Origin of the sequence: Polaromonas sp. CG_9.7, from assembly GCF_015752205.1 — a bacterium.
Lineage (GTDB): Bacteria > Pseudomonadota > Gammaproteobacteria > Burkholderiales > Burkholderiaceae_C > Polaromonas.
In genome coordinates this window covers 70125-92402 of the sequence record NZ_JADOVG010000002.1, presented here as the reverse complement: position 1 = coordinate 92402, position 22278 = coordinate 70125, and the positions used below count along the sequence as shown (strand labels likewise).

27 protein-coding genes are annotated in these 22278 nt (G+C 62.8%); 8 read left to right on the top strand and 19 right to left on the bottom strand.

Annotated elements, in window-relative coordinates:
• Nucleotides 1-9: 9 nt before the first annotated feature.
• The 7 genes from IWX87_RS02455 to phnG are packed head-to-tail and all read right to left on the bottom strand — an operon-like array spanning nt 10 to nt 5936.
• Nucleotides 10-1143 carry an alpha-D-ribose 1-methylphosphonate 5-triphosphate diphosphatase gene (locus IWX87_RS02455; RefSeq protein ID WP_196861931.1) on the bottom strand — a complete coding sequence of 378 codons (1134 nt, stop codon included), beginning with the start codon at nt 1141-1143 and terminating at the stop codon, nt 10-12.
• Between the two features lie 17 nt (nt 1144-1160).
• Nucleotides 1161-1859: a phosphonate C-P lyase system protein PhnL gene (phnL, locus tag IWX87_RS02450; protein ID WP_196861930.1), complete on the bottom strand. Its 699-nt coding sequence runs from the start codon at nt 1857-1859 to the stop codon at nt 1161-1163.
• 32 nt (nt 1860-1891) lie between these two features.
• Nucleotides 1892-2683, bottom strand: coding sequence for a phosphonate C-P lyase system protein PhnK (gene phnK / locus IWX87_RS02445; protein WP_231374572.1), 792 nt, complete (start codon nt 2681-2683; stop codon nt 1892-1894).
• A 44-nt stretch (nt 2684-2727) separates the two neighbouring features.
• Nucleotides 2728-3663, bottom strand: a complete 936-nt coding sequence (locus IWX87_RS02440) for an alpha-D-ribose 1-methylphosphonate 5-phosphate C-P-lyase PhnJ (RefSeq protein WP_196861928.1) — start codon at nt 3661-3663, stop codon at nt 2728-2730.
• Entirely contained in the window at nt 3660-4874 is a 1215-nt protein-coding gene (locus IWX87_RS02435) for a carbon-phosphorus lyase complex subunit PhnI (protein WP_196861927.1), read from the bottom strand. The genes IWX87_RS02440 and IWX87_RS02435 overlap by 4 nt, the downstream gene beginning before the upstream one ends.
• Nucleotide 4875: 1 nt before the next feature.
• Complete coding sequence (gene phnH / locus IWX87_RS02430) at nt 4876-5475, bottom strand: phosphonate C-P lyase system protein PhnH (protein WP_196861926.1); 600 nt, start codon at nt 5473-5475, stop codon at nt 4876-4878.
• Nucleotides 5472-5936, bottom strand: coding sequence for a phosphonate C-P lyase system protein PhnG (gene phnG, locus IWX87_RS02425; RefSeq protein WP_196861925.1), 465 nt, complete (start codon nt 5934-5936; stop codon nt 5472-5474). The genes phnH and phnG overlap by 4 nt, the downstream gene beginning before the upstream one ends.
• A 97-nt stretch (nt 5937-6033) precedes the next feature.
• On the opposite strand from phnG, the gene phnF reads away from it, so the two are divergent.
• From phnF to IWX87_RS02410, 3 genes are read left to right on the top strand one after another with little or no spacing between them, the layout of a single operon-like run.
• Nucleotides 6034-6792 carry a phosphonate metabolism transcriptional regulator PhnF gene (phnF, locus tag IWX87_RS02420; RefSeq protein WP_196862195.1) on the top strand — a complete coding sequence of 253 codons (759 nt, stop codon included), beginning with the start codon at nt 6034-6036 and terminating at the stop codon, nt 6790-6792.
• A complete protein-coding gene (locus IWX87_RS02415; RefSeq protein WP_196861924.1) occupies nt 6789-7484 on the top strand; it encodes a DUF1045 domain-containing protein in 696 nt (231 codons plus the stop codon). The genes phnF and IWX87_RS02415 overlap by 4 nt, the downstream gene beginning before the upstream one ends.
• The gene (locus IWX87_RS02410) at nt 7481-8029 is read left to right on the top strand and encodes an AAA family ATPase (RefSeq protein ID WP_196861923.1); all 549 of its coding nucleotides are present in this window, start codon (nt 7481-7483) and stop codon (nt 8027-8029) included. The genes IWX87_RS02415 and IWX87_RS02410 overlap by 4 nt, the downstream gene beginning before the upstream one ends.
• Before the next feature lie 18 nt (nt 8030-8047).
• On the opposite strand, the gene IWX87_RS02405 is transcribed toward IWX87_RS02410, so the two are convergent.
• The 4 genes from IWX87_RS02405 to phnC are packed head-to-tail and all read right to left on the bottom strand — an operon-like array spanning nt 8048 to nt 11365.
• Nucleotides 8048-8611 carry a phosphonate degradation HD-domain oxygenase gene (locus IWX87_RS02405; protein WP_196861922.1) on the bottom strand — a complete coding sequence of 188 codons (564 nt, stop codon included), beginning with the start codon at nt 8609-8611 and terminating at the stop codon, nt 8048-8050.
• A gap of 8 nt (nt 8612-8619) precedes the next feature.
• Nucleotides 8620-9426 carry a phosphonate ABC transporter, permease protein PhnE gene (phnE, locus tag IWX87_RS02400; protein WP_196861921.1) on the bottom strand — a complete coding sequence of 269 codons (807 nt, stop codon included), beginning with the start codon at nt 9424-9426 and terminating at the stop codon, nt 8620-8622.
• Between the two features lie 43 nt (nt 9427-9469).
• Nucleotides 9470-10441 carry a phosphonate ABC transporter substrate-binding protein gene (phnD, locus tag IWX87_RS02395; RefSeq protein ID WP_196861920.1) on the bottom strand — a complete coding sequence of 324 codons (972 nt, stop codon included), beginning with the start codon at nt 10439-10441 and terminating at the stop codon, nt 9470-9472.
• A gap of 51 nt (nt 10442-10492) precedes the next feature.
• Nucleotides 10493-11365 (bottom strand): phosphonate ABC transporter ATP-binding protein, encoded by an 873-nt coding sequence (phnC, locus tag IWX87_RS02390; RefSeq protein WP_196861919.1) that lies wholly within the window; start codon nt 11363-11365, stop codon nt 10493-10495.
• 139 nt (nt 11366-11504) lie between these two features.
• Here phnC and IWX87_RS02385 point away from each other — a divergent pair, with 139 nt between their 5' ends.
• Nucleotides 11505-13004, top strand: a complete 1500-nt coding sequence (locus IWX87_RS02385; protein WP_196861918.1) for an AMP nucleosidase — start codon at nt 11505-11507, stop codon at nt 13002-13004.
• Here IWX87_RS02385 and IWX87_RS02380 read toward each other — a convergent pair.
• The 8 genes from IWX87_RS02380 to purT all read right to left on the bottom strand — a co-directional run bounded on the left by IWX87_RS02380 (nt 12998) and on the right by purT (nt 18317).
• Nucleotides 12998-13150: a hypothetical protein gene (locus tag IWX87_RS02380; protein WP_196861917.1), complete on the bottom strand. Its 153-nt coding sequence runs from the start codon at nt 13148-13150 to the stop codon at nt 12998-13000. The two genes, IWX87_RS02385 and IWX87_RS02380, sit on opposite strands and share 7 nt — an antisense overlap.
• Before the next feature lie 6 nt (nt 13151-13156).
• Entirely contained in the window at nt 13157-13339 is a 183-nt protein-coding gene (locus IWX87_RS02375; protein WP_196861916.1) for a hypothetical protein, read from the bottom strand.
• Between the two features lie 154 nt (nt 13340-13493).
• Nucleotides 13494-13727: a DUF2789 domain-containing protein gene (locus IWX87_RS02370; protein WP_196861915.1), complete on the bottom strand. Its 234-nt coding sequence runs from the start codon at nt 13725-13727 to the stop codon at nt 13494-13496.
• Between the two features lie 162 nt (nt 13728-13889).
• Nucleotides 13890-14474 carry a D-alanyl-D-alanine dipeptidase gene (gene ddpX / locus IWX87_RS02365; RefSeq protein ID WP_196861914.1) on the bottom strand — a complete coding sequence of 195 codons (585 nt, stop codon included), beginning with the start codon at nt 14472-14474 and terminating at the stop codon, nt 13890-13892.
• An 18-nt stretch (nt 14475-14492) separates the two neighbouring features.
• The gene (locus tag IWX87_RS02360; RefSeq protein WP_196861913.1) at nt 14493-15206 is read right to left on the bottom strand and encodes a YebC/PmpR family DNA-binding transcriptional regulator; all 714 of its coding nucleotides are present in this window, start codon (nt 15204-15206) and stop codon (nt 14493-14495) included.
• Nucleotides 15207-15647: 441 nt separating this feature from the next.
• Nucleotides 15648-15881, bottom strand: a complete 234-nt coding sequence (locus IWX87_RS02355) for a hypothetical protein (RefSeq protein WP_196861912.1) — start codon at nt 15879-15881, stop codon at nt 15648-15650.
• Nucleotides 15882-15960: 79 nt separating this feature from the next.
• Nucleotides 15961-17043 (bottom strand): mechanosensitive ion channel family protein, encoded by a 1083-nt coding sequence (locus IWX87_RS02350; RefSeq protein WP_196862194.1) that lies wholly within the window; start codon nt 17041-17043, stop codon nt 15961-15963.
• Nucleotides 17044-17090: 47 nt separating this feature from the next.
• A complete protein-coding gene (purT, locus tag IWX87_RS02345; RefSeq protein WP_196861911.1) occupies nt 17091-18317 on the bottom strand; it encodes a formate-dependent phosphoribosylglycinamide formyltransferase in 1227 nt (408 codons plus the stop codon).
• Between the two features lie 188 nt (nt 18318-18505).
• Here purT and IWX87_RS02340 point away from each other — a divergent pair, with 188 nt between their 5' ends.
• From IWX87_RS02340 to IWX87_RS02325, 4 genes are all read left to right on the top strand, one after another.
• Nucleotides 18506-19111 (top strand): molybdopterin-dependent oxidoreductase, encoded by a 606-nt coding sequence (locus tag IWX87_RS02340; RefSeq protein WP_196861910.1) that lies wholly within the window; start codon nt 18506-18508, stop codon nt 19109-19111.
• 39 nt (nt 19112-19150) lie between these two features.
• Nucleotides 19151-20104 (top strand): ATP-binding cassette domain-containing protein, encoded by a 954-nt coding sequence (locus IWX87_RS02335; protein WP_196861909.1) that lies wholly within the window; start codon nt 19151-19153, stop codon nt 20102-20104.
• Nucleotides 20101-20949 carry an ABC transporter permease gene (locus IWX87_RS02330; protein WP_196861908.1) on the top strand — a complete coding sequence of 283 codons (849 nt, stop codon included), beginning with the start codon at nt 20101-20103 and terminating at the stop codon, nt 20947-20949. Before IWX87_RS02335 ends, IWX87_RS02330 begins: the two co-directional genes overlap by 4 nt.
• A gap of 236 nt (nt 20950-21185) precedes the next feature.
• On the top strand, nt 21186-22211 hold the full coding sequence (locus IWX87_RS02325) for a chemotaxis protein CheB (protein WP_196861907.1): 1026 nt from the start codon (nt 21186-21188) through the stop codon (nt 22209-22211).
• Nucleotides 22212-22278 lie beyond the last annotated feature (67 nt).

The window sequence follows — 22278 nt, the reverse complement described above, 5'->3', positions numbered from 1 at the left end:
GCGCAGGCGTCAAAACGCCCGTTCACCCCGGTGCCACGCGCCCCGCACGATGGGCATGTCGCCGCTCATCCGAACCCGGATCAGGTCAGCCCGCAGGCCGGGCGCCAGTTCACCTCGATCCGTCAGGCCAATGGCGCGGGCCGGGTTGCGGGTGATGGTGTTGATGGCTTTGGGCAGGCTCCAGCCCACGGTATCGCGCAGCAAAAAGGCCGCCTGCAGCAGGCTGGCGGGGACGTAGTCGGACGAAAAGATGTCAAGCAGGTCAAGCTGCGCCAATTCTGCTGCCGACACATTGCCCGAATGCGATCCGCCCTTGACCAGGTTGGGGCCCCCCATGACGATGGCAATGCCCAGTTGGCGAGCTGCCTGGGCGGCCGCCACCGTGGTGGGAAATTCCGAGATGGCAATGCGTTCCCGGCCGGCCTGCTCGACGTGCTCAACGTCAGTGTCGTCATGGCTGGCGAGTGGCTTGTTGCGGGCATGGCTTGCAGCAACGATGGCGGCACGGTTGGGAATGGCGTAGCGCGCCTGGTGCGCTTTGAGCGCCACCACCAGCGCCTCGTAGTCGGCGTCGCTGTAACTGCCATTGCGCTCGGTGTAATGGCGGTATTTGCCCAGGTCGCGCCACTGGCGCTGGCCGGGGGTGTGGTCCATCACGCTGACCAGTTCAAGCAGCGCATCGTCGGCGTAGCGGGCAAACACCTCCACGATGTCGGGCGCCGACACCTCGCAGCGCAGATGCAGCAGGTGCTCGACCCGCAGCAGCCCTTCGTCCCGGCATTCATGCAGGGCCTGGATAGCCATGTGCTGGGTCTGGCTGCGCGCGCCATCCAGGTTGCCGATCACGATGGAGTCGAGCACCGTGGTGATGCCGGCCGCCGCGCACTGGGCATCGTGCGTGACGGTGGCGGAATGCGCGTTCCAGAGCACGCCGGGGCGCGGCATCAGGTGTTTTTCAAGGTTGTCGGTGTGCAATTCAACCAGTCCCGGCAGCAACCAGTCACCGGCCCAGTCGTCAGCACCCGCGACCGATGTGCCGCCCCGCTCGACGCTACGGATGATGCCGCCCTCCAGCACCATGCAGCCGGTGAACTCCTCGGTGGCTGTCACAATTTTTGCGTTTTTGATGATCTTTTGCGTCATGGGCTGTGTTGTCCGGTTCAAAGAATTGGGAGAGTGTGTTCGACGTCAAAGCATCGGCTGGCGACCGCGCGGCGTACTTCGTCGTCATGAAAAATGCCGACCACGGCAGCGCCGCGCGCGCAGGCTGCACGGATCAGCGCCACCACGATGCGGCGATTGTCCGCATCCAGCGAGGCGGTGGGTTCGTCCAGCAGCAGCACCGGGTGGCTGGCAATCAGGCCGTGCGCAATGTTCACGCGTTGCTGTTCACCGCCTGAAAACGTCGCTGGCGGCAGGTGCCACAGGCGCTCGTGCAGGTTCAGGCGCTCCAGCCACTGGGCCGCTTGCCGGCGCGCCTCGTCGGTTGCAACGCCAAGCCGCTGCAGCGGCTCGGCCACGATATCGAGCGTGGACACCCGAGGGATCACACGCAAAAACTGCGACACGTAGCCCAGGGTATGTCGGCGCACGTCGAGCACCTGGCGCGGCGCCGCCTCTGACAGGTTGACCCACTGGTTCTCGTGGCGAATGCGCACCTGGCCGCCGCTGACGCCGTAGTTGCCGTAGAGGCAGCGCAGCAACGAGCTTTTGCCGCTGCCGGAGTGGCCGCTCAGCGCCAGGCATTCGCCAGCGCGCACGCTCAGGTTGACACCGGCCAGCACGGGCAGCGCGATGCCGCGGCGCCCGTGCAGCGTGAAGGTTTTTGAAAGGTCATGGGCTTCAAGCAAAGCAGTCATGGAGGGTTGCCAAAAAGTGTGAAGAACAGGCCTCAGGGGGTGAGGATGGAGGAAACCAGCAGTTGGGTGTACGGGTGTTGCGGGTCGTCAAGCACGCGGTCCGTCAGGCCCTGCTCGACCACCCGCCCGTCTTTCATGACCAGCATGCGGTGCGCCAGCAGTCTTGCCACGGCCAGGTCATGTGTCACGATCACGGCGGCCAGATTCAGCTGGTCGACCAGTTCGCGCAGCAGATCGAGCAGACGCGCCTGGACCGACACGTCCAGCCCGGTGGTGGGCTCGTCCATGAACACCAGCCGGGGATGGGTCACCAGGTTGCGCGCAATCTGCAGGCGCTGCTGCATGCCGCCGGAGTAGGTGTCGGGCAGGTCATCGATCCGGCCTGCATCCAGCTCGACGCGCTCCATCCACGTCAGCGCCTGGGTGCGCAGCTGGCCATAGTGGCGGCTGCCCAGCGCCATCATGCGCTCGCCGATATTGGCGCCGCCCGAGACATTCATGCGCAAGCCGTCGCGCGCATGCTGCTCGACATAGCCCCAGTCCGTGCGCGCCAACCAGCGCAGCCTGGCCTCGGACAGGCCGGCCAGATCGACCATGCCCGCAGTGTCCGCCCCCAGCGGCGCAGACTGCACGCCCATGCGGGTTTGTCCGTCTTCACGCAGGTTGTAATGCACCGAACCCTCGTCGCACGGCAGGCGTGAAGCGAGCAGGCGCAGCAGCGTGGACTTGCCCGAGCCGGACTCGCCGACCACGGCCAGCACCTCGCCCGGATACAGCTCGAAATTCACGTCTCGGCAGGCCCAGCGCAAGCGGTTGCCCTGCATGAACTGTTTGCCGGCACCGCGCACGGATAAAAGAAGGTCGTTGTTCATGCAGCCGCCTTCACTGCGACGGGTGTTTGCCCGGATGAATCGAATGCTGTCTGCGCCAGGGCATCGGCCAAATGGACCGCTTGCTGGGCCCCGACGTGACCGGCATCACGCCGCTCGCTGCAATAGTCGCTGTCCGAGCAGACAAACAGGCGGCTGCCCTGGTCGTCGACGATCATTTCATCCAGAAAGCTGTCTGCTGCCCCGCACAGGGCGCAGGCATGGTCCCAGCGCTGGACTTCGAACGGGTGGTCCTCGAAGTCAAGGCTGCGCACGCTGGTGTACGGTGGAATGGCGTAAATGCGCTTTTCGCGCCCCGCGCCAAACAGTTGCAAGGCCGGGTTCATGTGCATCTTGGGATTGTCGAATTTCGGGATTGGCGAGGGCGAAGTGAGGTAGCGCTCGTTGACCAGCACCGGGTAGTCGTAGGTTTTCGAGATGGCGCCAAGCTGAGCGATGTCTTCGTAGAGCTTGACATTCATCAGTCCGTATTCGGCCAGCGCATGCAGGGTGATGGTTTCCCTCAGGCGCGGCTCCAGCCTGAACAGCGGCTCGGGCATGGGCACCTGGTACACGATGATCTGCGCCTCGGTCAAGGCTGTTTCGGGAATGCGGTGACGGGTTTGAATGATGCTGGCATGGCTCGTCTTTTCGGTGGTCGGCACGCCGGTGGTACGGGCAAAAAAGCGGCGGATGTTGACGGCATTGGTGGTGTCGTCAGCGCCCTGGTCGATCACCTTGAGCACATCGTCGCGCCCAATGATGCTGGCCGTGACCTGTACGCCGCCGGTGCCCCAGCCGTAGGCAAAGGGCATCTCGCGCGAGCCAAAGGGAACCTGGTAGCCGGGAATGGCCACCGCCTTGAGCATGGCGCGACGAATCATTTTTTTGGTGCGCTCGTCAAGAAACCCGAAGTTGTAGTGTTCGTCCATCATGCGGCTTTCTGTGTCAAGGGTGCCGGGCTGTGCCCGGCGTGTTCACCCGCGGCCTGCTCGCGATTTGAGTCGTGCGGCGGCGCTTGGATGTGTTCCTGGGCATGGGCCATGCGCAATTTGCGCACCAGTTCGAGCTCCGACTGGAAGTCCACGTAGTGCGGCAGTTTGAGGTGCTGCACAAAGCCGGAAGCCTCCAGGCTGTCGGCATGCGCCAGCACGAATTCCTCGTCCTGCGCGGGCGCCACGGCCAGCTCGCCCAGTTCACGGGCTCGCAGCGCGCGGTCCACCAGCGCCATGGCCATGCTCTTGCGCTCGGCGCCCCCGAAGGCCAAACCGTAGCCTTGGGTGAACTGCGGCGGCACGTCACGGCTGCCAGAAAACTGGTTGATCATCTGGCACTCGGTGACTTCTATATCGCCGATGTCAAGGGGGAAGCCCAACTCGTCGGGCAGTATTTCCACCGAGATTTTTCCGCGCCGGATTTCGCCGGCAAACGGATGCGCATTGGCATAGCCGCGCTGCGTCGAGTAGCCCAGCGCCAGCAGCCAGCCTTCGTCGCCGCGCGCCAGCGCCTGCAGCCGAAGCGGTCGATCAGCCGGAAACATGAGCGGCTCACGCGTCAGGTCACCGGGCTCGGCACCTGGCGTGGGGTACGGCGTCTCCAGCAGTCCTTCGCGCGTCATCAGGTCGTTCACTCTCGGCAGGCTGGCGGGCAGGGTCTGGGTCGAAGAAGTCGGGTCGCCGGGGCCGGCGTTTCCAGCGTCACTTTGGCCGCCTTCGTCCGCATGGCTGCCCGCCGCTTCATCGGCGAGCAGGGAAAAATCAAGCAGGCGCTGCGTGTAGTCGTAGGTCGCGCCCAGAATCTGCCCTCCCGGAACGTCCTTGAAAGTGGCAGACACACGGCGCATCAGCTGCATTTTTGCGGTGTCCATCGGCAGGCTGTAGCCAAAACGCGGCAGCGTGGTCCGGTAGGCGCGCAATAGAAAAATGGCCTCGACCAGATCCCCGCTCGCCTGCTTGATGGCGAGCGCCGCCAGCTCAGGGTCGTAGAGCGAGCCTTCCGTCATGACGCGGTCCACCGCCAGCGGCAATTGCGACCGTATCTGCGCCACCGACAGCACCGGCAAAGCGGCATCGCCACGGCGCTGCTCGGCCAGCAGGCGCCAGGAATTTTCTATGGCGATCGCGCCGCCCTTGACTGCAACATACATGTCAAATACCCTTCAGACGCCGCACACGGGTGGTGCGCGGCAAACCCAGCGCGGCGTCTGCGCAGGTAAAGATGATGTCCACGCCTTGCGGAAACGACGCCTGACTGGCTTGCCATTGCGTCCAGAAGTTTTCAGGCAAGCCGGCAATCTGCACGGTCTGCATGTCGCGAATGCCGGGGCCGCGCCACTCCAGGGCAGGACCGTCATCAAGCGAAGGAACCTCTACCAGCAAGGTGGCAGAACCTTCGGGCGAGGTCATCGACCCCGGTGCAAACATGTACTGCGGCGGCCATGCCGTGGTCACGCCCAGTACCGCAAAAGCAGCTTCGGCAGGGTTTTCCGCCAGCGGTGCGCCGGTATGAAAGCGCAACCAGCCTGCGGTCCGGGCATCGGGCTGCTGCCACCACACGGGGGTGTCATCGTCGGTCAGTGCCAGCAGCAGGTGCGCCATCGCCGGACCAAGGGCAAGACCTTTCACGGGCTGGCCCACCGTCAAGCGCCGTCCGGGACGCGCCAAGGCGTCAAGAGCCCCGCGAAAAGCCCGTTGCGCGTCATGCACAGGGTCGGCAAAGCCAAGGCTGATGGAATTGGTGTAGCTCATGTTTCGCCCCGGACAAAAGTGAAAAATTCGACCTTGGAAGTGGCTGCCGCCTGGCTGGCCGTACTCCGTTGTGCCGCCTGCTGTATTGCCAGCGGCTCTACCACCTCGCGCTGCAAACGCGCATGGCGCCCGGCATCCTGGAGCCATGCATCAAAAATGGCAATCAGCTCGGCCTTGCGGCGATCACGCCCCAGCGCATAACCCACCCCCAGGGCACTGGCACCCACGCGCAAGGCGCAGCGCGTGACACTGGCCTCCCCCAGATTGAAGGCGTCGCCGGTGCCGCCAACACGTCCGCGCAGCATGACCATGCCGGGCTCCGGCGCCCTGACATGCGCAAGGGGCGGCAGGTCGCCGAATGGCATCAGTGCAGCCTCAAGCTCAGGCCGGCTGGCCCGTGCCAGTATGGCCAGCCATCGTCTGCGCGGCTCGTTACTTGTGTTCATTGCCTGGTTTGTCATACAGATGTCTAAATCAGTCACTAGAGTTAAGTTTGTTGCTGCCAACGCATCCGGCGTGTGCAGAGTAGCTAGTTCAACTGGACAACATGACCGAATGATGACAACCAACCCACCCCTTTTCAGCACTCCGGGTCGACGCAGCGGCGTGGCCGTCTGGAAGAAAATTGCCGATCAACTCAGCACAGAAATACGTGACCGCAGCTTCTGCGGGACTGGCCGTCTGCCCAGCGAAACCGAGCTGGCGGCACGCTTTGGCGTGAACCGCCATACACTGCGCCAGGCGGTGGCCGCGCTGCAGCTGGAAGGGCTGGTTCGCATCGAACCGGGGCGCGGCACTTTTGTTCAGCACGCCTTGCTCGACTACGAGTTGTCGCGCCGCACACGCTTCACAGAAAACATGAAACGGCAGGGTTTGTTGTCCAGCCAGCAGTTGCTGACCGCACGCAAAATGCCGGCACCAGAGCGGGTGGCGCACGAGCTCAAACTCGGCAAAGGCGACCAGGTGCTGATGGTGGAAATACTCGATGAGGCGAACGAGCAGCCGCTGTGTCTGGCAACGGCCTATTACCCGGCACAACGATTTGACGGGTTGCTGGACATGCTGAACGACGGCACCCGAGCCACCGAAATACTGCGCCACTTCGGCGTTGAAGACTATCTGCGCGCCGAAAGCCGCATCACCACGCAAATGCCTTCGGACGAAACGGCACGCCTGCTGAAACAACCCGTATCCCGTCCGGTGCTGTGCGTAGAAGGCCTGGACGTGGACATGGACAAGCAGCCCATCAAGTACGGAGAAACGGTCTTTTGCGGCGACCGCTTTCAGCTTGTCGTCAGCGCGGCAGGTGTGTCATGAGCCCGCGTTATGCCGTTTATTTTGCACCCGGCAAACACTCGCCCTGGCGAACATTCGGCGCACATTGGCTGGGCCGTGACGAATACGACAACACCGCGCTGGCCCAGCCACGGCTGGCAGGGATTTCACCTGAGGCGCTTGCCAGCATCACCCAGGAGCCCAGGCGTTACGGCTTTCATGCCACCTTGAAAGCCCCTTTCCGCCTGACGCCAGGCCACGATGAACAGGCACTGGTCTCGCGGCTGAAGACGCTCGCCCACTCGCTCAAACCGCTGCCTTTGGGCCCGCTTCGCCTGGCAGCGCTTGACAGCTTCATGGCCCTGACGCCTGACACACCGCCCGCAGGCCTGTCTGCACTGGCCGCAGCCTGCGTGCAGGAACTTGATGACTTGCGTGCGCCGCTGCTGCAGGCCGAGCTTGCGCGCCGCCGGGCCGAACCACTTGACGCACGGGAGGCCGAACTGTTGGCATGCTACGGCTACCCCCATGTGATGGAGCGCTTTCGGTTGCACATGACGCTGACGGGTCCCGTGGAGCCGTCCATGGCACAGCGCGTGTCTGACGCCGTAACGCCCGTGACATGCCGTCTCAATGCCGAATCCCCGCTGTGGCTGGATCAGCTCTGCCTGTTTGTTGAACGAACGCCGGGTGCGCCGTTTCTCCGACTGATTGACCTGAAACTGCAGCCATGAGCGGTGCATGGATTTTCATCTGCGGCCCTTCCGGTGTGGGCAAAGACAGCGTGATCGCCTCAGCGCAACAGACGATGAGGGAACGCAGGGACATCGTTTTTTCGCGCCGCTTGGTGACGCGGCCTGCCCAAACCGGTTCAGACCACGACCCGGTGAACGAAACAGACTTCCTTGGCCTGATGCACACCGGGGGGCTGAGCTGGCACTGGAAGGCGCATGGGTTTTATTACGGCATTGCCCAGCGCTACGCCGCCGATGTGCAAGCCGGACGCCTCGTGGTGGTCAATGGCTCACGTGCGCATGTCCATCAATTGGCGCCATCAGCCAATGTTCGGGTGGTGCACATCACGGCCGACCCCGTGCACCTGGCCGAGCGCCTGAAGCTGCGCGGCAGGGATGCCGACAGCGCGGTCGCCCAACGGCTCGCGCGTAACAGTTTGTTTGACGGCCTAAAAGCCGAATGCGTGATCGCCAACGACAGCAGCGTAGGAGTGGCAGGCCAGCAGCTGGCCGATTACCTCACCGGCCCGGACCCCATGCGCTGAAAAAGCGCATGGTCTGGATCAGCTGGGGCGCGGGGCGAAAGCCCTGCCCGCACACGCCAAAATACCCGCATAGTGGGTCCAGTCGGGCGGCTTCGCGGCGGGGTCCTTGGCCAGATCGTCCCAACGACGCAATTCCACCGCCTCCCTCGCATGCGGACTGGCGATGAAAGCGGCTGCTTGTGCACTTGAAAACGCCCCGCCCTGAACCATCAGGCTGCGCCAGGAGGCTGATGACAAACCAGCCCGGTAGTGTTTTTCCACATGACAAAGATAGCGTTTGGCCTCCACATGCAGGCGGATGGGCTCGATCACGGCAGCACAAAACACGCCGCGCAAAAATGGAATGGCCACGTACTGGTGCAGGTCGTCCTTGCCAGACGTTTTATCCACAGGTTCAGGGGCCAGCAAATGGCCAAGGTCATGCAGCAAGGCTGCAGAAATCAGCGCGGGCGCGCTGCCGGCTCGCTCGGCCAGGTGCGCGCATTGCAGGGCATGCTGAAGCTGACTGACGGCTTCCGAGCCATATTGCACCCTACCCTGCACACGAAATAACGCCGTGATCTGCTCAATCGTCAAAGCCATGACACCCCCTACACCAAGGCGGTGCGGATGCGGGCCGACACCAGGTCAATCACCGTGACCGTCACCACAATAATGACCATCACTGCACAGGTTTGTGCATATTGGAAGCTCCGGATGATTTCCCACAGGATGACGCCAACGCCACCAGCCCCGACCATGCCCACAACAGAGGCCGAACGGACATTGGATTCGAAACGGTACAAGGTATATGAAATCCACAGCGGCAAGACCTGCGGAATGATGCCGTAGACAATTTCTTCCAGCGCATTGGCGCCGGTCGCACGTATGCCTTCGACCGGCTGCGCGTCAATCGACTCCACAGCCTCGGAAAAAAGCTTGGCCAGCACTCCCGTGGTATGCACAAACAAGGCCAGAACACCGGCAAACGGCCCCAGTCCCACGGCCACGATGAAGAGCATCGCAAACACCATTTCGTTGATGGCGCGCGCCGCATCCATCAGCCGCCTGACTGGCTGCCGAATCCAGGCTGGTGCGATATTGGCCGATGAAAGCAAGCCCAGCGGAACGGCAAACACCACGGCCAGCGCCGTACCCCACAAGGCAATCTGCAGGGTCACCACCATTTCCTGCATATAGAAGCGCCACTGGCCGAAGTCCGGCGGGAAAAAATCCGCCGCGTATTGCGCCATGTTGCCGGAATCACGCACCAGGTCCAGCGGACGCATGTCTGCGCCCTTCCAGGAAGCCGCCAGCAGCGCGAGAACACCGGCCCAACCGAGCATCGCCAACAGGCTGGTTTTTGGCAATCGGGTGTGGAGGGAAGGAGCCACCAAGGGGGAAGCAGGAGAGGTCATGTCATCAAAGCCAAAGTCAAAAAATCAAGGTAAAGCGACATCCTCACTGGCCCAGGTCGGTCAGCTTTTTGTCAATCTCTGCGAGCTTGACCTGCTTGTCGGCCGCCGTCATGCCGGCATCGGCTTCGAACTTGTTTCTTTCCTTGAACAGTTCAAGCTGGCGAATCGGAACCAGCTGCGCGTTGGTTGAGGCCTTGAAGCCCGAGAGCTTGGAGAGCTTCATCAGGTTGTCCTTTTCCTGCTGGCTGTTCTTGCCGTAGTTGTAGAAGAAGTCACGCACGCTTGTCTTGGTGGCTTGCGGTAAATCCTTGCGCATCACCAGTGGGTCCAGCGGAATCAGCGGCGAGGTCCAGACGACGCGGATGTCGTTGAACTTCTCGGGCAGGCGCTCCTTCATCTTTTCAAGGTTTTCGCTGTTGTTGGTGGCGACATCGATCTGCTTGTTGGCCACTGCCAGCCCGTTGCTTTCATGGTTGGCGCCGCGTGTCACCTTGAAAAAGGTTTTGGGGTCGATCTTGTTCTTCGCAAAAACGTAGTACCCCGGAACCAGAAAACCCGATGTGGAGTTGGGGTCGCCGTTGCCAAAGGACAAATTCTTTCCGTTCTTGAGCACGTCGTCGATCGACTTGAGCGGGCTGTCCTTGTTCACGATCAGGTGCGAGTAATAGCCCTGGGCGCCGTCGGCATTGACCATCTGCGCAAAAACCTCGCCACTTGCGCGATCCACGGCTTCCATGGCGGACTTGTTGCCGAACCAGGCAGCCTGCACCTTGTTAAAGCGCATGGCTTCAACGATTCCGGCGTAGTCGGAAGCAAAAAAGGCATTGATTTTCATGCCGGTCTTTTGGGCCATGTCGTCCAGAATTGGCTGCCAGTCGGACTTCAGGTTCTGGGATGACTCGGTGGAAATGATGCCGAAATTGAATTCCTTCATCGTTTGTGCAGCCGCAGGTCCTGCCGCTGCCAGGCTGACCAGCGCTGTGGCGGCCAGTGCGGCCAGTAATTTTTTAATCATGGTGGTTTTCTCTTTAGGTTGAATACATGGACGAACAGATGAAAAAGCGGCTCAGGCAACACGTGCCAAGGGCCTCATGGCGGCAGGCCATACCAGGTGCGGAACGGGTTTGAGCTTGTCCTCAAGGCTGGAAATATGGTCGCCCAGCGACAAGATGTCGTCGGCTTCTGCGCCATACAGCCCTCGCAGGACTTCAGGCGTCAGGCCCACCGAGGGGCCGTCGTACACCACTTTTCCCTGATGCAGCGCGATGGCGCGCGCACAGTACTTCATGGCAACATTGACCTGGTGCAGCGAGACCACCACCGTGCATTGGTCTTCCCGGTTGACGCGGGCCAAAACCTCCATGACCTTGCGTGCCGACTCCGGGTCAAGCGAAGCAATTGGCTCATCGGCCAGCACCACCCGGGCACCCTGCACCATGGCCCGTGCAATCGCTGCGCGCTGCTGCTGTCCGCCTGAAAGGGTAGAGGCACGCTGCGCCCAGCATTCGGCGATGCCCACCCGGCGCAGCGCTTCGATGCCCCGGGCTTTTTCCTCGGACGTGAACCAGCGGATCAGGCTGCGCCACAGGGGGACCCTGTGCAGCGTTCCCGCGAGCACGTTGATGATCACCGGCAAGCGGCCAACCAGATTGAACTGCTGAAAAATGAACCCGACTCCCGAGCGCACGGAGCGGATGTCAGGGGCTATCTTTCCATTGCACTGCACGGTCCGGCCATGAATCTCGACGGAGCCTGCGGCATGGGCATCGCCCGCCATCAGGCCCGCCATATGCCGGAGCAAGGTCGATTTTCCGGAGCCGGAGGCCCCGATCAGCGCCACCATTTCTCCGGGTGCAATGCAGAGGTCAATCTGTTGCAAGGCTTTTCGGCCATTGGCAAAGGTTTTGCTCAGCGTATTGATTTGAATGGCAGCACTCATGGTCTTTCTCCAGATGTTTGAATGTTCGAATCTAGGGTCGCAATGTGTCGTTTTCGTGTCTATCCCGGATAAGCCGTTCCGAGCAGGGCATGAATCCCGCCGTACCGCGCTACCGCTGAGCCGGGGCACAATAAGAGGCATGCCCTACCTGCCCCCCTTCATTGCCCCCACCCGTTACCGCGACCCGGCCGCCGCGCTGGCGCAGGTGCGTGCCATCTACGACCAGCAAATCGGCCACCTGCGCAGCGCGATGCAGCGCTACCTGGACGGCGACACCCTGCCCGGCCATGTGCGCGCCTGCTACCCATTCGTCCGCATCCACACCGAGACGGTGGCCCGGGCGATCCTGGAAACGCCCGACATCGTGCACCTGAGCTACGGTTTTGTCGCCGGACCGGGGCACTATGAAACCACCCTGACCCGGCCCGACCTGTACGCCGACTACTACCTGGCGCAATTCCGCCTGCTGATGCAAAACCACGAGGTCGAACTGGAAGTGGGCACCAGCACCCAGCCAATCCCGATCCACTTCTCGTTTGCCGAGAACGACCACATCGAGGGCACGATGAGCGCGGCCCGGCGCATGCTGATGCGCGACGTGTTCGACCTGCCCGACCTGGCCGCCATGGACGACGGCATTGCCAACGGCACCTACGAGCCTCTTGCCGGCCAGCCGCAGCCGCTGTCGCTGTTCACCGCAGCGCGCGTCGACTATTCGCTGCAACGCCTGCGCCACTACACCGGCACTTCGCCGCACTGGTTCCAGAACTTCGTGCTGTTCACCAATTACCAGTTCTATATTGACGAATTCGTCCGGCTGGGGCATGCCGAAATGGCCAACCCGGCCAGCGAATACATTGCCTTCATCGAACCGGGCAATGTGGTGACACGGCGCACCGGCCTGGGCGCGCAGGACGGCGACGAACTGGGCTTGGCACCACCGCGCCTGCCGCAAATGCCGGCCTACCACCTGGTGCGGGCCGACCGCACCGGCACCACCATGGTCAACATCGGCGTCGGGCCGGCCAATGCGAAGAACATCACCGACCATGTCGCCGTGCTGCGTCCGCACGCCTGGATCATGCTCGGCCACTGCGCCGGCCTGCGCACCAGCCAGCAACTGGGCGACTACGTGCTGGCCCACGGCTATGTGCGCGAAGACCATGTGCTGGATGAAGAGCTGCCGCTATGGGTGCCGATTCCGGCGCTGGCCGAGATCCAGAAGGCATTGCAGCAGGCGGTGGAAGACGTGACGAATGCAGAAGGCGCCGACCTCAAACGCATCATGCGCACCGGCACCGTGGCCTCGACCGACAACCGCAACTGGGAGTTGCTGCCCGGCAACCAGGTGCAGCGCCGCTTCAGCCAGAGCCGGGCGATTGCGCTGGACATGGAAAGCGCGACGATTGCCGCCAACGGTTTTCGTTTCCGGGTGCCTTACGGCACGCTCTTGTGCGTGAGCGACAAGCCACTGCACGGCGAGATCAAGTTGCCGGGCATGGCGAACCAGTTCTACCGTGACCGGGTGGACCAGCATCTGCGCATTGGCATGCGGGCGGTGGAGTTGCTGCGCGCCGAGGGCATCAGCCAGTTGCACAGCCGCAAGCTGCGGAGTTTTTCTGAAGTGGCGTTTCAGTAGTTGTTGCTTTGGTTTGAAGAGTGGGACTCGGTGTCGAAACAGGCGACTTGGGGCAGTTCCGGGCATACGCTGGCAATGGCGCGGATGGCCGACAGGTTGTGCGCCTGATGCAGCGGCGCAAGCGGTGTGAAGCCGTCGAGCTGCACCAGAATTTACGGCGTCACCACGACGGGTCGCACAAACTTTTCGCTGCCATGCACCACCCGGTGACCCACCGTCCCCAGCGCGCGGCCGTTGGCAATGCGCGCCAGCGACGACTCGGGCTCGACCACGTCGTAGGTGGCGAACTTGACGCTCGACGAGCCCGAATTGATGACCAGCAGCGCCTGCGTCATGCCTGTGCCGCCAACATGATGTCAGACGCCGGATCAGGCACCACCAGGATGCTGGCGTCACTGGCACGAATCCTTTTGAATGGATGGTTTTCAAAAAAACCGGTCAGCGAACCGGCTGGGGAGCGCAGAGAATTTTCAGCGCTGGCGCAGGACTTCAGCCGCGAAGCGCCAGGTTCAGATGGTCCACCAGTTCTGCCCAATCAGCATCCTCAAGCTTTTCTTCCTTGAGGAACGCGGCTTGCGAATGGTTCCAGAACGGCGCGTCGGCCAGATCAATGTCGCTTCTCAGGGGGGAATGCGTGGCGATGAACTGCTGGATGGCGGCCTCGTCGTTGGGCAGGCCAAGTTGCGCAAAAAGATCGCTGAATTGATGAATAGGCTGGTCCATGAAATTCCTTGAAGTGGTTGTGAAACTGCGCAATGCCGGAGCAACACCGGGTTCGATACCGCAGCGGCAAAAGCCGGATTTTAAGCAAAGCCCGAGCCCGTCATGCCGTTGTCCTTGTCGCCCGCGCCATGCGGAATTCTTCGGGCTTTGGCGCGCTTCACGTCACGCCGGTCTGGCGCTCCCGTCGTGCAGGCAGCGCATGAAGTCATGGCTGTCTATCAGCGCAAACTGGTTGGCATCCGGCAACTGGTAGTGCCACCATTCACGCGGATGGTGGACAAAGCCGGCTTCCAGCATCACCGTCAGCAGCCGCATGCGGTTGACCTGGATGTGCGCCGGATGGTCGACGTGGAAATGGTGCGACGCCGGGTGCATGGTGTCCACCGGCGTGCCCATGTCGAGCGCCTGGCCGTCTGCGCCGACCAGCGTCAGGTCGATGGCGACGCCGCGCGTGTGGTTCGATCCCTTTTTCGGGTCGGCAATGTAGTCCGGGTTGGGCGCCACCGCCCACAGCGCTTCCTGCGCCTCTTGCGGCCTAAAGGCGTCGAGGATTTTCAGCCGAAAGCCGAAACCCCGGGCCGCCGCAATCGCCCGGCGCAAGCCGGCTTCGGCCTGCGGATGCAAGAAGCACAGCGGATGGTCGTAGATGACCTGGCCGGTGAAGTTGTTCTCGCTGGCATACATCAGGTCGATCAGCACCGCATGGTTCTGTTCGGTGATGTGGATCAGCTCGGGGGGGTTATTCATGGCAATGAAAAAGCAGGCTCAGCCGGCCAGGCCGACATAGACGTTCTGCACGTCGTCGTTGGCGTCGATGGCGGCCAGGAAGGCCTCGACCTCGTGCAGGTCGCCGGCGCTCAGGGATGCCGGATTGACGGGGTTCTTCGGTTTGTAGCCGAGCTTGGCGGTCAGCACGGTAAAGCCCTGCGCAGGCAGCGCGCGGCTGACCAGGTCCAGGTCGGCGGGGTCGGTCAGGAACAGCGTCGTGCCGTCTTCATGGCCTGGCTCCAAGTCCTGCGCGCCGGCCTCGATGGCAGCGAGTTCCGGGTCGGCGCCAGCCGCCAGCGGCTCGGCCTCGATCATGCCCATGTGGTCAAAGTCCCAGGCCACCGAGCCGGCGCTGCCCAGTTGGCCCTTGCGAAACAACACGCGCATTTCGGACGCGGTGCGGTTGACGTTGTCGGTCAGGCATTCAACCATCAGCGGCACTTGGTGCGGCGCAAAGCCTTCGTAGATGACGTGGTCGAAATGCACCGTTTCGCCGGTCAGGCCGGCGCCTTTCTTGATCGCCCGGTCCAGTGTTTCCTTGGGCATCGAGAGCTTGCGAGCCTGCTCGACCACCAGGCGCAAGCGCGCGTTTGACGCCGGGTCAGCACCGCTGCGCGCCGCGATCATGATGTCCTTGGACAGTTTTCCAAATACCCGGCCCCTGGCATTTGCCGCCAGATCCTTGCCTTTTGCTTTCCATTGCGCGCCCATGACTGGTGTTCCTTGAGGTTGTCGCGCTTTGCGCCGACGGGGGGTTGTTCGGTAGCCCCGGGCCGAGCGCGCCGCCAGCAAAAGGCATGGCGCGTGACCGAGGGGGATTACGTTATACACCCAGCCATGCGCGCTTTTGGCGGCGCTGAAGCCATCTGCGCTGGCAGCTATCGGCGCGTTGCGTGAATGGCCGCACGGCGTTACACCCGGATTCAGTGCCAAAAAAGGCATTTGCGCAATGCTGGCTTGCATGAAGCGCTATTACTTTTGAAGTAACCAATGCTATTGGCAGCTTTACGGGCCAGAGCGCGCCCCGTTCAGTTGCCAAGCTCGGCCTGTGGTGAACTGACAAGCGAACCTGACGCGCTCCCCAGCAAGCGGTCCAGTATCGACCGGCATGGTCAGGTGGTAGTGGGGGTGAAAGCCGGCTTGGGACTCGCATCAAGGTCGCGCGGCTGGCCGTAGCCGGTGATGGCGATCAGCGGCGGTGGACTTCTTCACCAACAGCCGGTAGTCGGCATCGGTCACATGTCGGCTGACCCGCAGCGCCACCCAGGGTGCCGAGTCTCGCCAGCGCGTCGCCGTGATTGCACCCGCATCAAGCCGGGTGATGTCTTGGTTGTTGATGAATTCAGGTGAAGCCTGCGCGGGATGGGTCTTTGGTTGGATCAGCACAGCCTGGGAGGGCTGAACCGGGGTTGCCCGGCCAGCCAGATCAAGACAAATCAGGCGCGCCAACCGCCAGGCCGCATGCTCAAGCCAACGGGTCCTGGTCAGCCCGGGCAACGGCCGCCACGCCGGAGCGTTCCCCCATTTCACCCCGCATCAACGGCAAATGTTCCGGCCAGTCACGCTGCATGCAGTCCACCAGTGCCTCGCGCACCTTGCAGCGCAAATCCCAGTTCAGGCTGGAATTACCCGACGTCACCAGCACCCGCACCTGCATGCTGCGCTCGCCCGCCTCCACCACCTGCAGCAGGCACAGCCGCTGGTCCCATTCGTGCGCGGCCTCGCAGGCGCGCTGGGCGGCTTCGCGCAGCGGCGCCAGGGGCATGCGGTAGTCGACCCACAGGAGCACCGTGCCGATGATCTGCGCATTGTTGCGCGTCCAGTTCTGGAACGGGTTTTCAATGAACCACTGCAGCGGAATGATCAGCCGGCGCTCGTCCCAGATTTTCAGCACGACGTAGGTGCCGGTGATTTCCTCGACCCGGCCCCATTCGCCCTGGATGATGAGCACGTCGTCGATGCGAAACGGCTGCGCCAGCGCAATTTGCAACCCGGAGATCAGGTTGCTGAGAATCGGCCGCGCCGCAATGCCCGCCACCAGGCCAAAGACGCCAGCCGATGCCAGCAGGCTCGCGCCAATCTGGCGCGCGCCCGGAAAAGTCATCAAAATCAGCGCCAGCCCCGCCACGACGATGATGAGCATGGCGGTGCGGGCCAGCATCCGGGTCTGGGTATGGATGCCGCGCGCCTGCAGGTTGTCTTCCACATTGAGCGGGTACAGGCCGATGATGCCCTGGGCCACGCCGCGAACAGCGCGCAGGCCCATCCAGGTCAGCGTGACAAGCAGCAACAAACCGTTGGCATGGCGAATTCCGGCGATCAGCGGAACGTTGTCGGGCGCGCCCTGCCAGACCGCCTGCAGCGCCATCAACGGCAGCAGCACCTGGGCCGGCGCACGGCATTGCTGCGCTGCCCGGTTCAACACCGGCATGGACCGCGTCAGGCGCAGCACCACGCTCGCGCTGACCCGGTGCACCAGCAGCGCCAGCACCACCGCAACCAGCGCTGCTATTAAAACGTGCAACGACGAATCGTCGGTCCAGGACATCAGCTCGGAAAATCGCACGGGCCAATTCCCTTCCCAACTGCCCGCCATCAGGCGACGCGGGGCGTGACTTTCGACGCAGCCAGCCGGGCCCGGCTGCGTGCCACCTCGACATCGTCATCGAAGGCCAGTGCCACGCCCATGCGCCGCTTGACGAAACTCTCAGGCTTGCCGAACAGGCGGATGTCGGTTTGCGGCACCTGCAGCGCATCGGCCACGCCGTCGAACACGATGCCCGCCGCATCGACACCGCCATAGATCACGGCGCTGGCACCCGGGCTTTTCAGCGCGGTGCTGACCGGCAGGCCCAGGATGGCGCGCGCATGCAGCTCGAACTCGTTTTGCCACTGGGTGCACAGCGTCACCATGCCGGTGTCGTGCGGGCGCGGGCTGACTTCGCTGAACCAGACGTCGTCGCCCTTGACGAACAACTCGACGCCGAACACGCCCAGCCCAGCGGGCTGACCGTCAGGGCCGGCGCCCAGGTTGTCGGTCACGGCCTTGGCAATGGCGCGGCTGCTTTCAAGCGCACCCGGGCGCATTGGCTGCGGCTGCCAGCTTTCGACATAGTCGCCGCTGACCTGCAGGTGGCCAATCGGTTCGCAAAAATGCGTTTCCACCTTGCCGTCTGCCCCCAGCGCGCGCACAGTCAGCAGCGTGATTTCATAGTCGAAGTCGATGAAGCCTTCGACGATTACCCGGCCGTGGTTGACCCGTCCGCCGGCCATCGCATGGTCCCAGGCAGGTGCCACGTCTTTGGGCAGGGCAATCTTGCTCTGGCCTTTGCCCGACGAGCTCATCACCGGCTTGACGACGCAGGGATAGCCGATCTTGTTGTCGATAGCGCTTTGCAATTCTTCCAGTGAATCGCAAAACACATACGGACTGGTCGGCAAGCCCAGCGTTTCGGCAGCCAGCCGGCGGATGCCCTCGCGGTCCATGGTCAGGCGCGCAGCGCGGGCCGTGGGCACCACCCGCACCACGCCGGCGGTTTCAAGCTCTTCCAGCATGGCGGTGGCAATCGCCTCGATCTCGGGCACGACCAGGTCGGGTTTTTCGCGCTCGATCAGCGCTTTAAGTTGCGCCGGGTCGCTCATGGTGAGGGTGCGCGCATGGTGCGCCACCTGCTGGCCAGGCGCGTTGTCGTAACGGTCGACGGCGATGGTTTCCACGCCCAGGCGCTGCAGCGCGATCAGCACTTCCTTGCCCAGTTCGCCCGAGCCAAGGAGCATGACTTTGGTGGCATGGGGAGACAAAGGGGTTCCAAAAGTGGTCATAGGGACAGGAAAAGTAGAGAATGAAAAAGGCCTGGTCACATGCCCGATGGGCAAGCCGGGCTGCTGGCAGCTACTGTACTTCACTGCAGTTGTGCAGCCGGAAAACGATAATGCGCGCCACGCGCTGCCCCGGGCGTCAAGTTACCTGTGTAACATCTGCACACAACCCAACACAGAAAGAATTGACTATGGAAAAACGTGATTTTCTGGGCCTCTCCATGGCGGGCACCTTGGCCGCTGGCACACTGGCCTTGCCCTCATGGGCGCTGGCGAAAGACAGTCGCAAACCCTTTTCGGGGCCAGTGCTGCTGACGGTCACCGGGCGCATCGGCGCGGGCAACCGGGGGCCGCTCGATCCGGCCCTGGACCGGATGATGACCAAGCAAAAAATCACCTTCGACAAAGCGCAGGTATTTGATTTTGCCGCCCTCACTGCCCTGCCCGCCTTCAGCATCCAGCCAACGCTGGAGTACGACGGCAAGCCCCATGCCCTGAAAGGCCCGCTGCTGGTCGATGTGATGAAAGCCTGCGGCGTGAAGGCGACCGAAAAAACAGCGCTGTTTCTGCGCGCCGTGGACGGTTATGCGGCGCACGTTACAGCGGCCGAGGCAGAAAAGTACCGTTTCATCGTCGCTACCCACCTGGACGGTCAACCCATACCGCTGGGCGGCCTGGGGCCGCTGTGGAGTATTTTTGACGCCGACCGCTTTCCCGACACGGCCGCCAAGCCTTTGGGGCAACGCTTTTCCAACTGCCCTTGGGCCATGTACCACATTGAAGTCCGGGAAGGCTGAGCGCAGGCCGGCGCCGCGCCGGATGGGCACAATAGACGCATGACCGAGAAGCTCTTTGAAGTCGTGGACCTGACCAAACGCTATGGCAGCGCCACCGTCGTTGACCAGCTGTCGTTTTCCATCGCGCCCGGCGAATGCCTGGGCGTCATCGGTCCGAACGGCGCGGGCAAGACCACCACCATCCGCATGTGCCTGGGCTTGACCAGCCCCGACTCGGGAAGCATCCGCTATCTCCCCCCCGGCCAGGGCACCCGCCTTTCAATGCCCCAGGACGCGCTGGCGATCAAGGCGCAACTTGGCATCGTCAGCCAGTTCGACAGCCTGGACCCGGATTTTTCATGCGCCGAGAACCTGCTGGTGTTCGGCCGCTATTTCGGCCTGAAGGACTGGGTGATCAGGGAACGCATCCCGAAACTGCTGGAATTCGCCGCGCTGACGCACAAGGCTGACGCCAATCTCAGCGAACTCTCGGGCGGCATGAAGCGCCGGCTGAGCCTGGCCCGGGCGCTGGTCAACGATCCGCAACTGCTGCTGCTCGACGAACCCACCACCGGGCTCGACCCGCAGGCACGGCACCTGATGTGGGAGCGGCTGCAGCGGCTGGTGCAGCAGGGCAAGTCCATTTTGCTGACGACGCATTTCATGGACGAGGCCGAGCGCCTGTGCAACCGCCTTCTGGTGCTCGACCACGGCAAGAAAATGACCGAAGGCACGCCGCGCGAACTGATCGCCAGCAACCTGGAGCCCGACGTGGTCGAGGTCTATGGCGCGGGCGCGCTGTCGCTGGTCGAATTGCCACAGCATGCGCCACTGCGGGCCATGGCCGCGCGCGTCGAGGTCAGCGGTGAAACGGTGTTTTTCTACACCGCCGACGCCAAGCGCCTGCTGGCAGCGCTGACCGACCACCCCACGCTGCGCACACTGCACCGCCCGGCCAATCTTGAAGACCTGTTCCTCAAACTCACCGGACGCCAGATCCGCGAGGCCGCATGAAGACCGACGCCACGACCACACCGCCGCACACGCCCCAAGCACAGCCCCGGCAGCCATCGCTGCTGCGGCCGCCGCAGATCAGCGGGCGCTGGTGGCCGGTGTTCCGGCGCAACCTGCTGGTCTGGCGCAAGCTGGCCATTCCCAGTCTGGTCGGCAACATTGCCGAGCCGCTGATCACACTGGTGGCCTTTGGCTATGGCATTGGCGCACTGATCGGGCAGGTGCAGTTGAATGGCAGCGCCGTGCCCTACATCGTGTTCCTGGCGAGCGGCTCAATCTGCATGAGCGCGATGAATGCCGCGTCGTTCGAAGCGCTGTATTCGGCGTTTTCGCGCATGAATGTGCAGCGCACCTGGGACGGCATCATGAACGCGCCGGTGCGGCTTGACGACGTGGTGTTTGCCGAGATGCTGTGGGCCGCCTTCAAGTCGCTGTTCACCAGCGCGGTGATTCTGGGGGTGATGCTGGCGCTCGGCATCAGCCACAGCCCGATGCTGATTTGGGTGCTGCCGCTGCTCGGGCTGGTTGGCGTCGTGTTTGCCAGCATCGCGCTGATCTTCAACGCGCTGGCCAAGGGCTACGACTTTTTCACGTACTACTTTTCCCTGTTCCTGACGCCGACGATGTTCCTGAGCGGCGTATTTTTTCCGCGCGACCAACTGCCCGGCGCACTGCGGACAATTTCAGACTGGCTGCCGCTGACCGCCGCCGTCGAACTGATCCGCCCGCTGTTCCTTGGCCAGTGGCCGACACAGGGCCCGCGGCACCTGGCAGTGCTGGTGGGCTATGGTGTCGCCGCGTTCTGGATTGCGCTGGCACTGACGCGCAAGCGGTTTCGCAATTGACCGCTGGGGCAGTGATGGAGCGGGGCACACAAGCCACGGCAATTTTTAATGATAAAAAATGGCTTTTGCGCAATAGATGCTTGCACAAGCAGCTATTTTTTGCATAGCAAAAACCACACCTTCACACAGCGCCGTTTCCTGAACGGCCTAACGGCCTGACAGCTTGCGCACCGCTCACGACTGACGGCGCATTCAACCGGCTATCGCGACAGGCGGTATTGCCGTAGACTGAACCGATGTCTTCCTCTGCAGACTTGCCAAAACGCGACATCGTGGTCATTGGCGCCTCGGCCGGCGGGGTGGAGGCACTGCGGGGGTTTTTTCATGCCCTGCCCGCCGATCTGCCAGCGGCTTTTCTGGTGGTCCTGCATATTCCGGCGGACACCGCCAGCCAGCTGGACCGGGTGCTCCGCGCGTCAACACGGCTGGCCGTGAAGATTGCGCAGGATGGCGAGGCGATCAGCAACGGGCAGGTGTATGTCGCCTCGGCCGACCGCCACCTCATGCTCACGCCGCAGGGCATCCGGCTCAGCCGGGGCCCGAAAGAAGGCCGGTTCAGGCCGTCCATCGATGTGCTGTTTCGCTCTGCCGCCACTGCCTTCGGCCCGCGTGTCATCGGTGTGGTCCTGAGCGGCGCGCTGGACGACGGCACGGCCGGGCTCTGGGCCATCAAGGACCACCAGGGCCTTGCGCTGGTGCAGGACCCTGACGAAGCCATGTATTCCTCCATGCCGCAAAGCGCCATGGCGCATGTCCAGGTTGATCTGGTCGGCACGCTTGAGGCCTTGGCCGCCAAGGTTAGTGAACTGGTTGGCACCACGGCACCCGAGGCAATACCCATGACCAACACACAGCTTGCAATGGAAAACCACATTGCCATGGAAGGTAATGCGCTCAGGGCCGGGGTCATGAACCTGGGCAAGATTTCAAAATACACCTGCCCTGACTGCCATGGCGTGCTGGTGCAGATCGAGGAAGGGCCGATCGTGCGCTTTCGCTGCCACACCGGCCACGCGTTTTCGCTCAAGAGCCTGCTGGCCCAGGTTAACGAAGCCATCGACAACGGCCTGTGGGCCACGCTGCGCGCGGTCGAGGAGCGCGTGATGCTGCTGCGCCAGATGCAGGCGCTGGCGCAGGAGTCGGGGGCAATCGAAGAGGCGGCCGAATGGTGCGGGCAGGCCGATCAATCAGAAAAGCGGCTCCAGCCACTGCGCGAACTGGTGCTGGACCCGGAATTTTTCGGGCACACCCCCGGGGTTTAGCTTGGCACCGCCCTGCACTGATCGCAAGTTATGCCGACGTCATTTACTATTTAATTCATAGCGGCTT

Coding starts and splice junctions, on each gene's coding strand:
- IWX87_RS02455 (WP_196861931.1), bottom strand. CDS start 1,143: ATGACGCAAAAGATCATCAAAAACGCAAAAATTGTGACAGCCACCGAG.
- phnL (WP_196861930.1), bottom strand. CDS start 1,859: ATGACTGCTTTGCTTGAAGCCCATGACCTTTCAAAAACCTTCACGCTG.
- phnK (WP_231374572.1), bottom strand. CDS start 2,683: ATGCAGGGCAACCGCTTGCGCTGGGCCTGCCGAGACGTGAATTTCGAG.
- IWX87_RS02440 (WP_196861928.1), bottom strand. CDS start 3,663: ATGATGGACGAACACTACAACTTCGGGTTTCTTGACGAGCGCACCAAA.
- IWX87_RS02435 (WP_196861927.1), bottom strand. CDS start 4,874: ATGTATGTTGCAGTCAAGGGCGGCGCGATCGCCATAGAAAATTCCTGG.
- phnH (WP_196861926.1), bottom strand. CDS start 5,475: ATGAGCTACACCAATTCCATCAGCCTTGGCTTTGCCGACCCTGTGCAT.
- phnG (WP_196861925.1), bottom strand. CDS start 5,936: ATGACAAACCAGGCAATGAACACAAGTAACGAGCCGCGCAGACGATGG.
- phnF (WP_196862195.1), top strand. CDS start 6,034: ATGACAACCAACCCACCCCTTTTCAGCACTCCGGGTCGACGCAGCGGC.
- IWX87_RS02415 (WP_196861924.1), top strand. CDS start 6,789: ATGAGCCCGCGTTATGCCGTTTATTTTGCACCCGGCAAACACTCGCCC.
- IWX87_RS02410 (WP_196861923.1), top strand. CDS start 7,481: ATGAGCGGTGCATGGATTTTCATCTGCGGCCCTTCCGGTGTGGGCAAA.
- IWX87_RS02405 (WP_196861922.1), bottom strand. CDS start 8,611: ATGGCTTTGACGATTGAGCAGATCACGGCGTTATTTCGTGTGCAGGGT.
- phnE (WP_196861921.1), bottom strand. CDS start 9,426: ATGACCTCTCCTGCTTCCCCCTTGGTGGCTCCTTCCCTCCACACCCGA.
- phnD (WP_196861920.1), bottom strand. CDS start 10,441: ATGATTAAAAAATTACTGGCCGCACTGGCCGCCACAGCGCTGGTCAGC.
- phnC (WP_196861919.1), bottom strand. CDS start 11,365: ATGAGTGCTGCCATTCAAATCAATACGCTGAGCAAAACCTTTGCCAAT.
- IWX87_RS02385 (WP_196861918.1), top strand. CDS start 11,505: ATGCCCTACCTGCCCCCCTTCATTGCCCCCACCCGTTACCGCGACCCG.
- IWX87_RS02375 (WP_196861916.1), bottom strand. CDS start 13,339: ATGACGCAGGCGCTGCTGGTCATCAATTCGGGCTCGTCGAGCGTCAAG.
- IWX87_RS02370 (WP_196861915.1), bottom strand. CDS start 13,727: ATGGACCAGCCTATTCATCAATTCAGCGATCTTTTTGCGCAACTTGGC.
- ddpX (WP_196861914.1), bottom strand. CDS start 14,474: ATGAATAACCCCCCCGAGCTGATCCACATCACCGAACAGAACCATGCG.
- IWX87_RS02360 (WP_196861913.1), bottom strand. CDS start 15,206: ATGGGCGCGCAATGGAAAGCAAAAGGCAAGGATCTGGCGGCAAATGCC.
- IWX87_RS02350 (WP_196862194.1), bottom strand. CDS start 17,043: ATGTCCTGGACCGACGATTCGTCGTTGCACGTTTTAATAGCAGCGCTG.
- purT (WP_196861911.1), bottom strand. CDS start 18,317: ATGACCACTTTTGGAACCCCTTTGTCTCCCCATGCCACCAAAGTCATG.
- IWX87_RS02340 (WP_196861910.1), top strand. CDS start 18,506: ATGGAAAAACGTGATTTTCTGGGCCTCTCCATGGCGGGCACCTTGGCC.
- IWX87_RS02335 (WP_196861909.1), top strand. CDS start 19,151: ATGACCGAGAAGCTCTTTGAAGTCGTGGACCTGACCAAACGCTATGGC.
- IWX87_RS02330 (WP_196861908.1), top strand. CDS start 20,101: ATGAAGACCGACGCCACGACCACACCGCCGCACACGCCCCAAGCACAG.
- IWX87_RS02325 (WP_196861907.1), top strand. CDS start 21,186: ATGTCTTCCTCTGCAGACTTGCCAAAACGCGACATCGTGGTCATTGGC.